General features: G+C 53.6%; 9 protein-coding genes. 6 read left to right on the top strand and 3 right to left on the bottom strand.

Features of this window, described 5'->3' with window-relative positions; genetic code table 11:
- The first annotated feature begins 143 nt into the window (after positions 1–143).
- The 3 genes from csgC to ymdB all read left to right on the top strand — a co-directional run bounded on the left by csgC (position 144) and on the right by ymdB (position 1,683).
- Positions 144–476 (top strand): curli assembly chaperone CsgC, encoded by a 333-nt coding sequence (gene csgC, locus DBY68_RS14415; protein ID WP_158529117.1) that lies wholly within the window; start codon positions 144–146, stop codon positions 474–476.
- A gap of 194 nt (positions 477–670) precedes the next feature.
- A complete protein-coding gene (locus DBY68_RS14410; protein ID WP_108475772.1) occupies positions 671–1,045 on the top strand; it encodes a hypothetical protein in 375 nt (124 codons plus the stop codon).
- 95 nt (positions 1,046–1,140) lie between these two features.
- Positions 1,141–1,683 carry an O-acetyl-ADP-ribose deacetylase gene (ymdB, locus tag DBY68_RS14405; protein WP_108475771.1) on the top strand — a complete coding sequence of 181 codons (543 nt, stop codon included), beginning with the start codon at positions 1,141–1,143 and terminating at the stop codon, positions 1,681–1,683.
- A 45-nt stretch (positions 1,684–1,728) separates the two neighbouring features.
- Here the strand turns inward: ymdB and mdoC are convergent, their stop codons facing one another.
- A complete protein-coding gene (gene mdoC / locus DBY68_RS14400) occupies positions 1,729–2,880 on the bottom strand; it encodes a glucans biosynthesis protein MdoC (RefSeq protein ID WP_108475770.1) in 1,152 nt (383 codons plus the stop codon).
- Positions 2,881–3,132: 252 nt separating this feature from the next.
- Here mdoC and mdoG point away from each other — a divergent pair, with 252 nt between their 5' ends.
- The 3 genes from mdoG to DBY68_RS14385 all read left to right on the top strand — a co-directional run bounded on the left by mdoG (position 3,133) and on the right by DBY68_RS14385 (position 7,499).
- Positions 3,133–4,686, top strand: a complete 1,554-nt coding sequence (gene mdoG, locus DBY68_RS14395) for a glucans biosynthesis protein MdoG (protein WP_108475769.1) — start codon at positions 3,133–3,135, stop codon at positions 4,684–4,686.
- A complete protein-coding gene (gene mdoH, locus DBY68_RS14390; RefSeq protein WP_108475768.1) occupies positions 4,679–7,207 on the top strand; it encodes a glucans biosynthesis glucosyltransferase MdoH in 2,529 nt (842 codons plus the stop codon). The genes mdoG and mdoH overlap by 8 nt, the downstream gene beginning before the upstream one ends.
- Positions 7,208–7,271: 64 nt before the next feature.
- Complete coding sequence (locus tag DBY68_RS14385; protein WP_108475767.1) at positions 7,272–7,499, top strand: YceK/YidQ family lipoprotein; 228 nt, start codon at positions 7,272–7,274, stop codon at positions 7,497–7,499.
- Here the strand turns inward: DBY68_RS14385 and DBY68_RS14380 are convergent, their stop codons facing one another.
- Positions 7,500–7,874, bottom strand: a complete 375-nt coding sequence (locus DBY68_RS14380; protein ID WP_015964894.1) for a MysB family protein — start codon at positions 7,872–7,874, stop codon at positions 7,500–7,502.
- Between the two features lie 120 nt (positions 7,875–7,994).
- The gene (gene mdtG / locus DBY68_RS14375) at positions 7,995–9,221 is read right to left on the bottom strand and encodes a multidrug efflux MFS transporter MdtG (protein WP_108475766.1); all 1,227 of its coding nucleotides are present in this window, start codon (positions 9,219–9,221) and stop codon (positions 7,995–7,997) included.
- Positions 9,222–9,292 lie beyond the last annotated feature (71 nt).

Here is a 9,292-nt window from a genome sequence, read left to right as displayed (position 1 = left end):
TACGAATAAATTTTGCAAGCATCTTCACCCGTCGCCATGCCCTCTTAAGACAATTCTTATTGAACTCATGAGGATGAAAGCTATGGCAGCGCTACGGTGAGTTGAACTGGTCGATGACAAACAGCAGAGAGGTTAATCATACGATGCCCATTCTCATCGTTGCGGCAATGGTGATAGGAACGCTGAGTTTTGACTCAAAGCAAGAGGGCGAGCAGGTCATCGTAATCCCCTGGGTAACGCTACCTGTAGAGTGCCAGTGTGAAGTCAGCATGGAAACCCAACGGCAGGGCGCATCAGGCGTCAGTCGCAGTCGACAAAAAAGTGTGCAGGTTATTCAGGCGCATCGCCCCCAGGCGCTGGCCACGCTGGTTCTGACGCCTGCGCCAGGTGACAATGTGCTGGTGACCGTTCATGTATCAGACGGCCGCGATATTGATCTTACGGAAACCTGGTCGCTTGACCCACAGAAAACTTAACTCCTTCACTCTAAAGTATTTTCCCCCATTGCCGATAGCTTCTCTGTTGGTAACTTCCTTCTGAATTACCAATAGCGGGTCATTTAACTCCTTGAAAATAAATGACGTATTGAACAACACACTATTTAATTTCATCCGTTGCTTGTTGATGCCTTCAAAAATCTCAGGGGCTGCTAGCCTGAGAAGATGAACAGATGACCCATCGTAATCAACAATCAGGGATGAGGCTTTGTGAAGAGGCTTACATGAAAGCAATTCTCGGTAATGCGTTGTTGATACTCTGTCTTACTCCCGCCGTTTGTTTCGACGCGCTGGCTGAATCCGAACGATCAGGCCAGGGGGGCGTTATTCACTTTCGCGGTCAAATTGTGGAAGGAGGCTGCGCGGTGAAGCCATCTACGGATAATGTCAACGTCTCCTGCTACCGCGATGGCGATCATCATCAAAGTACGATTCCCGTTACGTCACTTTCGCATGGAGAAACACAACACCTCAGGGACGCTACGCTCGATATGAAGTGGCTGAATAAACAGAAAACGCTTGCTGTGATAAGCGTGCAGTATCAATAATGGCACCCCCGTAAAGGGTTTCTATTATTTGTCAGCAAGCCCACCACCGCTATTGTCCAAACGGATAACAGGTTTGTGGTCGGCAGGAGGTCAGCATGACAGCACGTATTCAGGTGTTGCAGGGAGATATTACCCAACTTGACGTGGATGTGATCGTCAATGCAGCAAACCCATCGCTGATGGGCGGTGGCGGCGTTGATGGTGCCATTCACCGTGCCGCAGGCCCGGTGTTAGAAGAAGCCTGCGCGGTCGTGCGTCAGCAACAAGGAACGTGCCCGCCGGGTCATGCAGTGATTACTCAGGCGGGTAACCTGAAGGCGAAGGCGGTTATCCATACGGTCGGGCCGGTGTGGAAAGGTGGCGATGCGCATGAAGCCTCGCTGCTGGAGCAGGCTTATCGCAACAGCCTGCAGCTGGCACTGGATAACGGCTATCAAAGCGTTGCGTTTCCAGCGATTTCGACCGGTGTATACGGCTACCCGAAACCCGCCGCCGCAGAAATCGCTTTCCATACAGTTGAGCGTTTTCTGACGTTTCACCGCACGCCGGAGAAAGTCTTGTTTGTCTGTTACGACGAAGAAAATGCGAGGTTGTATCAGCGCTTATTAAGTCAGCAGGGCGACGACGTCGACGCATAAAAAAACGCCTGATACCGCAACGTATCAGGCGTTTTTGTTTGTGCGTTAACCGCGTGAAGGCTGCGCTTTTTCAACCTTCTGCTGCGGTTTACCTGAGAACAGGAAACGCAGAAGCGGAATACGCAGATGGATCTCGTATAGCACCAGCGCACACCCAATCACAAAGACCAGCCCGGTAATAAAGCCCACGATATTGGAATGAATAGTGGGCGTGATCCACGCGCCATAAAACAGCGTCAGCGGATGGTGCACCAGGTAGATAAACAGTGAAGCATTGACGAAGTAAGTGACGCGCGCAGACTGGAAATTGAGCAGGCGGTGGCCCAGCGAAAACACCACGTTCACCATCCACAGTCCCAGCACCATGGTGATCACCGACTCGGTTTCATACATCCACGCATCACCAGAACCGTACTGTTGATTCAGGCGATAGGCGATGAAACCGGCGATGGCGGCTATCACGCACGGCCAGGAGGTGGTGGTAGACAACGCTTTAACGCGAGGGTGGATAAACGCCAGCGCGCCCAGCACGAAGAAGGGCACATAGAACAGCGTCTGCATCACCACAAAGTTAAACAGGCCATCGCTGAGAATGGGGGGATAAACGATAAACAGCGCGCGTCTGATTGCGGCATATAGCACGCCCAACAGCAAGAACCATACCGTCAGTTTGCCCATGGTGAGGTTATCTAAACCTCCTGGCGTTTGACGGCGTTTAATGACTTTGAATGCCCAGATGCCAAGTGTGGTCAACACCACAAGAACCAATAAAAACCACAGATGCGACACCAGTTCCCATGCCAGAGTATTATATTTGTCATAGAGCGATAGCGTGTGCCAGCTTTCCGTTTTTCCTTTGACGTGTTGCAGCATCAGAAACTGCGGTAGCGTCAGCAAAGGGATCGCCGTCAACATGGGGATCCCAACGCGCTCAACGCGCACTTTCCACCACTTCTTCAGCGGATAACGCAAAAACAGCATGTAGGAGAAGTAGCCCGAGATAACAAAAAACACCTGCATGCGGAAAGCATGAATAAAATCATTAAATAGCGTGAGCCACCAGGAAGGTTCTGCGCTGTTAACATGCCAGGTGTGGCTGGAGTAAATCAGGGAAATGTGAAAAGGGATACCCAGAAGCATCAGCCATGCGCGGATGGAATCGAGGAAATATTCGCGCTGTGCAGGTACATTATTCATAGAGTTAGCTAAATTCTCAGACTATTCGTCTTATCGCTCGCCGCGATAACGTTTACATTCGACGCAACCCTACACGAAGTCCGGGTACCTGTCTCCAGGATAAGCACGCAAAGTGCAAAAAGCAGTTAACGGTTGCTTATTCCCTGAGCCGCTATGCTGAACAATATGGGGATTATGTTGTCGGATTGCTTGAGTTTCCAGTAAAATGGATCGGATCGATTTAAGCACACAAAGGGGGAAGTGCTTAGCTATATGAACAATAAACCACAGATGATGAAAATGCGCTGGATTGGCGCTGCCGTAATGTTGTCCCTGTGTACTTCATCTGCATGGGCGTTTAGCATTGATGACGTTGCAAAGCAGGCGAAATCACTGGCCGGGAAGAGCTATGAAGCGCCGAAAAGCAACCTGCCTTCCGTATTCCGCGAAATGAAATATGCGGACTACCAACAGATTCAGTTCAACCACGATAAGGCCTACTGGAGCAACGTTAAAACCCCATTTAAGCTCGAGTTCTACCACCAGGGTATGTACTTCGACACGCCGGTTACCATTAACGAAGTTACCGCTACGTCCGTACGCAAAATTAAATACAACCCGGACTACTTTAATTTCGGTGATGTACAGCACGATAAAGACACGGTGAAAGACCTTGGCTTTGCTGGTTTTAAAGTGCTTTATCCTATCAACAGCAAAGGCAAAAACGACGAAATCGTCAGTATGCTGGGTGCCAGCTACTTCCGTGTCCTTGGGCAAGGGCAGGTATATGGTTTATCCGCACGTGGTCTCGCTATCGACACTGCTTTACCGTCCGGTGAAGAATTCCCGCGTTTTCGTGAATACTGGATTGAACGTCCGAAAGCGACCGACAAGCGTCTGACCATCTACGCACTGCTGGATTCCCCGCGCGCCACTGGGGCTTACCGCTTTGTCATCATGCCGGGTCGCGACACAGTGGTGGATGTACAAACCAAAATCTACCTGCGTGATAAAGTCGGTAAACTGGGTGTCGCGCCGCTGACCAGTATGTTCCTGTTTGGGCCGAATCAACCCTCTCAGGTGACTAACTATCGTCCGGAGCTGCATGACTCGAACGGTCTGTCTATTCACGCGGGTAACGGTGAATGGATTTGGCGTCCGCTGAATAACCCGAAACACCTGGCCGTCAGCAGCTATGCGACTGAAAATCCGCAGGGCTTTGGTCTGCTGCAACGTGGCCGTCAGTTCTCCCGCTTTGAAGATCTCGACGATCGTTACGATCTGCGCCCAAGCGCCTGGATCACCCCGAAAGGTGAGTGGGGTAAAGGGACAATCGAACTGGTAGAAATTCCGACCAACGATGAAACCAACGATAACATCGTGGCTTACTGGACACCGGATCAGCTCCCGGAAGCCGGTAAAGAGATGAACTACAAATACAGCATCACCTTCAGCCGTGACGAAGATAAACTCCATGCGCCGGATAGCGCGTATGTGGTGCAGACACGTCGTTCTACCGGTGATGTGAAACAGTCCAATCTGATTCGTCAACCGGATGGCACGCTGGCCTTCGTGGTCGATTTCACCGGCGCGGACATGAAAAAACTGCCGCAGGATACGCCTGTAACTTCACAAGCCAGCATTGGCGACAACGGTGAAATCGTTGAAAACAGCGTACGTTATAACCCGGTCACCAAAGGCTGGCGCTTGACGTTGCGCGTTAAAGTGAAAGATCCGAAGAAAACCACTGAAATGCGCGCGGCGCTGGTTAACGCTGACCAAACGCTGAGTGAAACCTGGAGCTATCAGCTGCCTGCCAATGAATAAGACAACGAAGTACATTGACGCGCTGTCGCTCACGGAGGCGGAAAAATCGGCGCTGCCCGATTCGAGTCTGCGTGCTGTGCACGAAGCGCTGGATACCGAGCATCAAACGTTTGAACGCGATGACGATACCCCGCTCGCATCCGTGAAAGCACGTCTTGAGCAAAACTGGCCAGACTCTCTGGCCGGTGACCAGCTCATCAAAGATGACGAAGGACGCACGCAGCTTCAGGCCATGCCGAAAGCGAAACGTTCTTCCATGTTCCCGGACCCGTGGCGTACCAACCCGATTGGCCGTTTCTGGGATCGCCTGCGCGGTCGTGATGTTACCCCGCGCTATGTGTCTCGTCTGACCAAAGAAGAGCAGGAGCACGAGCAAAAATGGCGAACGACGGGTTCTATCCGCCGTTACATTTTGCTGATCCTGACGCTGGCGCAGACGGTGGTAGCGACCTGGTACATGAAAACCATTCTGCCGTATCAGGGCTGGGCGTTTATTAACCCTGTCGATATGGTTGGCCAGGACCTGTGGGTCTCCTTTATGCAGCTGCTGCCGTATCTGCTGCAAAGTGGCATCCTGGTGCTGTTTGCTGTGCTGTTCTGTTGGGTCTCTGCCGGCTTCTGGACCGCACTGATGGGCTTCCTGCAACTGCTGATTGGCCGGGATAAATACAGTATTTCCGCGTCCACGGTGGGCGATGAACCGCTGAACCCGGAACATCGCACCGCGCTTATCATGCCTATCTGTAACGAGGACGTCGATCGCGTCTTCGCGGGCCTGCGTGCGACCTGGGAATCGGTGAAAGCGACCGGTCAGCAGAAACACTTCGATGTGTACATTCTGAGCGACAGCTACAACCCGGATATCTGTGTTGCTGAGCAGAAAGCGTGGATGGAGCTGATTGCCGAAGTGCAGGGCGAAGGGCAGATCTTCTACCGTCGTCGTCGTCGTCGTGTGAAGCGTAAAAGCGGGAACATTGATGACTTCTGCCGCCGCTGGGGGAGCGAGTACAGCTACATGGTGGTGCTGGATGCCGACTCGGTGATGTCCGGTGACTGTCTGACCAACCTCGTGCGCCTGATGGAAGCGAACCCGAATGCCGGGATCATCCAGTCTTCGCCGCGTGCATCGGGTATGGATACGCTGTATGCCCGTTGTCAGCAGTTTGCCACGCGCGTCTACGGCCCGCTGTTCACCGCCGGGTTACACTTCTGGCAGTTGGGTGAATCCCACTACTGGGGGCACAACGCCATCATCCGCGTAAAACCGTTTATCGAGCATTGTGCGCTAGCGCCGCTGCCGGGTGAGGGTAACTTTGCCGGGTCGATTCTGTCGCATGACTTCGTCGAAGCCGCGCTGATGCGTCGGGCAGGGTGGGGCGTCTGGATTGCCTATGACCTGCCGGGCTCCTATGAAGAACTGCCGCCGAACCTGCTTGATGAGCTGAAGCGTGACCGTCGCTGGTGTCAGGGTAACCTGATGAACTTCCGCTTGTTCCTGGTGAAAGGAATGCACCCGGTTCACCGCGCGGTGTTCCTGACCGGCGTGATGTCTTATCTCTCAGCACCGCTGTGGTTCCTGTTCCTGGCGTTGTCAACGGCGCTTCAGGTGGTGCACGCGCTCACTGAGCCGCAGTACTTCCTGCAACCGCGTCAGTTGTTCCCGGTGTGGCCGCAGTGGCGTCCTGAACTGGCGATAGCGCTGTTTGCTTCAACCATGGTGCTGCTGTTCCTGCCGAAACTGCTCAGCATTATTCTGGTGTGGTGTAAGGGGCCGAAAGAGTACGGCGGCTTTATCCGCGTGACGATTTCTCTGCTGCTGGAAGTACTATTCTCCGTGCTGCTGGCACCGGTGCGTATGCTGTTCCACACCGTGTTCGTGGTCAGCGCTTTCCTGGGCTGGGAAGTGGTCTGGAACTCGCCGCAGCGCGATGATGACTCCACACCATGGGGTGAAGCGTTTATGCGTCACGGCTCTCAGCTGCTGCTGGGGCTGGTGTGGGCAGTCGGCATGGCATGGTTGGATCTGCGTTTCCTGTTCTGGCTGGCGCCGATTGTCTTCTCGCTCATTCTTTCGCCGTTCGTTTCCGTCATTTCGAGCCGCGCAACGGTAGGTCTGCGGACGAAGCGCTGGAAGCTGTTCCTGATCCCGGAAGAGTATAATACGCCGAAAGTGCTGGCTGATACGGATGCCTACCTGCAACTGAACCGTAATCGCACGCTGGAAAATGGCTTTATGCACGCGGTGTTTAACCCGTCGTATAACGCACTGGCGACAGCGATGGCAACCGCACGTCACCGTGCCAGCCATGTACTGGAGATTGCGCGTGATCGCCACGTTGAGCAGGCGCTGAATGAAACGCCGGACAAACTCAACCGCGACCGTCGTTTAGTGCTGCTGAGTGACCCGGTGACGATGGCACGTCTGCACTACCGTGTATGGGCTGCTCCTGAGAAATACACCTCCTGGGTGGACGCGTACTCGAAACTGGCGATTAACCCGCTGGCGATGAAAGCAAAATAAGCCGTAAAAAAGGAAAATACCGGCGTTAAAGCCGGTATTTTTTTGTCTGACGTTGAGGTGTTGCATGAAAATCGTACTGGTCATCGCCATGACGCTGTTATTGAGCGGATGCGGAAGCGTTATCAGCCGCACCATTCCGGGCCAGGGCCACGGAAACCAATACTATCCTGGCGTACAGTGGGATCTGCGTGATTCCGCATGGCGCTGGCTGACGATTATTGACCTGCCGTTTTCGCTGATCTTCGATACGTTACTGCTACCTATTGATGCCAGCCACGGCCCTTATGAATAATCAGCGCTCATCCCATTCATCTGCCGCAGCCTGGCCCTCTTCGGTATCCAGCGAGGGTTCGAGCTGAAATTCGCCTTCATCCCATTCATGCAGCGTATTTTCTTCCAGCCACTCCTGGCGTAACTCGATTTCGTCATAATCGCCGTCAAAGACGCTCTGCGCCGCTTCCCCACTCAGTACCGGCAGGCACTCGCCTTCTTCGCTGTCGTCGGCAAAGAATTCTGCCTGCCACATGATGTCGCCGTCCTGCAAAACGTATTTCTGGATATTCAACTGCTGAACATCCGCATCGCTCTCTTCAACGGAGGGGTTATCGGCGAGGAACTCTTCTCGCGCCGCGTCAATAGCTTCTTCAAGCGTGGCATACATAGTCATCTTATTCTCCCTGCGATTTGACGTGGTCTCAGGTGCTGCCCGCTGAGAGGGGCAACATTCCGGGTTATTCAGGAAAAGAATAGCTTAAGATTGGAACGGGCAAGAAAAATTGGCAGAAAATCACCCGACAGTTTTAGCCGGGGCGCGACGGCGCAGGCTAAACCCGGTATAGATCGCATTGCACAACACGACGGCGGCGGTAATGCAGAACACCGCACGAAAACCATAGCTTGCCGACACCGCCGAGCCAATCAATGGCCCGGTCACGTTACCAATATCGCGAAACGACTGGTTATAGCTAAACACCCGCCCGGCAATCTGGTTGCTGGCGTTATACACCAGCAGCGTTTGCACCGCGGGCAGCAGGGCGCCGTCGGCGGCACCAAGCAGAAAACGCAGGATGCCAAGCTGCAAGGGATTTTGTACAAACGACATGGGGATCAACAGCAGCACCGAGAGAATGAGCGCGGCGATAAGGATTTTTTCCGGGCCGATTCTGTCGCCCAGTTTGCCCAGCCTTGGCGCGCTCAACAGGGCGGCGACGCCGGGTACGGAGGCAATCATCCCGCTGATAAAGGCAATGTTGCTGGCGTTGCCGGCGAGATCGCGCACATAAAGCGTCAGAATAGGCGCAATGGAGCCGGTGGCGACCTGAATGATCATGGTGGTGACAAACAGGCTGAGCACCAGTTTGGGATTCTTCAGCGAGCTGATGACCTCGCGGGCGTGCAGCATCTCTTTTTTATTGACCGGCGTGAACTGTTCACGAATCAATAGCAAGGTCAATACAAAGCACAAGAACAGCACCGTGGCCGTAATGAAAAAGACGGGCCGTAAACCATAGTTATCGGCCAGTAAACCGCCCGCCAGCGGCCCGAGGAGGGCACCGCTGACGCCACCCGTTGAGAGTGTTCCCAGCGCCCAGCCGCTTTTATTTCGCGGTACCTGGGTGGCAATCAGCGCATTGGCATTAGGCACAAAACCGCCCAGCACGCCAAGCAGCGCGCGCAGTACTAAAAATTGCCAGATATTCTGCGCCAGACCCATCAGCAGCATGACGATAGCCATTCCCAGGGCCGAGCGAAGCAGCATGATCTTACGGCCTTTGCGATCGGCCAGACCGCCCCAGAACGGCGAAGCAATGGCGGAAAACAGAAACGTGATACTGAAGACAATCCCTGACCACAGGTTAAGTTCGCTATGGCCGGTGACGCCAAGTTGCTCGACGTAGAGAGGGAGAAAAGGCATCACCAGGCTGAATGCCGCGCCGGTCAGGAAGCAGCCAAGCCAGGCGACAGTAAGATTACGTTTCCAGTTTATGGGGGCATCGGCATCAGAAGCAGGCATAAAATTCCAAAAGTGAGCAGAAGGTAGCAGATAATTCAATAAGCCTGCTAATTATGCGCGCGTGTGATTGT

The organism is Pseudocitrobacter sp. RIT415 (assembly GCF_003057695.2).
Lineage (GTDB): Bacteria > Pseudomonadota > Gammaproteobacteria > Enterobacterales > Enterobacteriaceae > Pseudocitrobacter > Pseudocitrobacter faecalis.
Note: the sequence above shows the minus strand (reverse complement) of the source record. Positions and strands in the feature narration are given on the sequence as shown.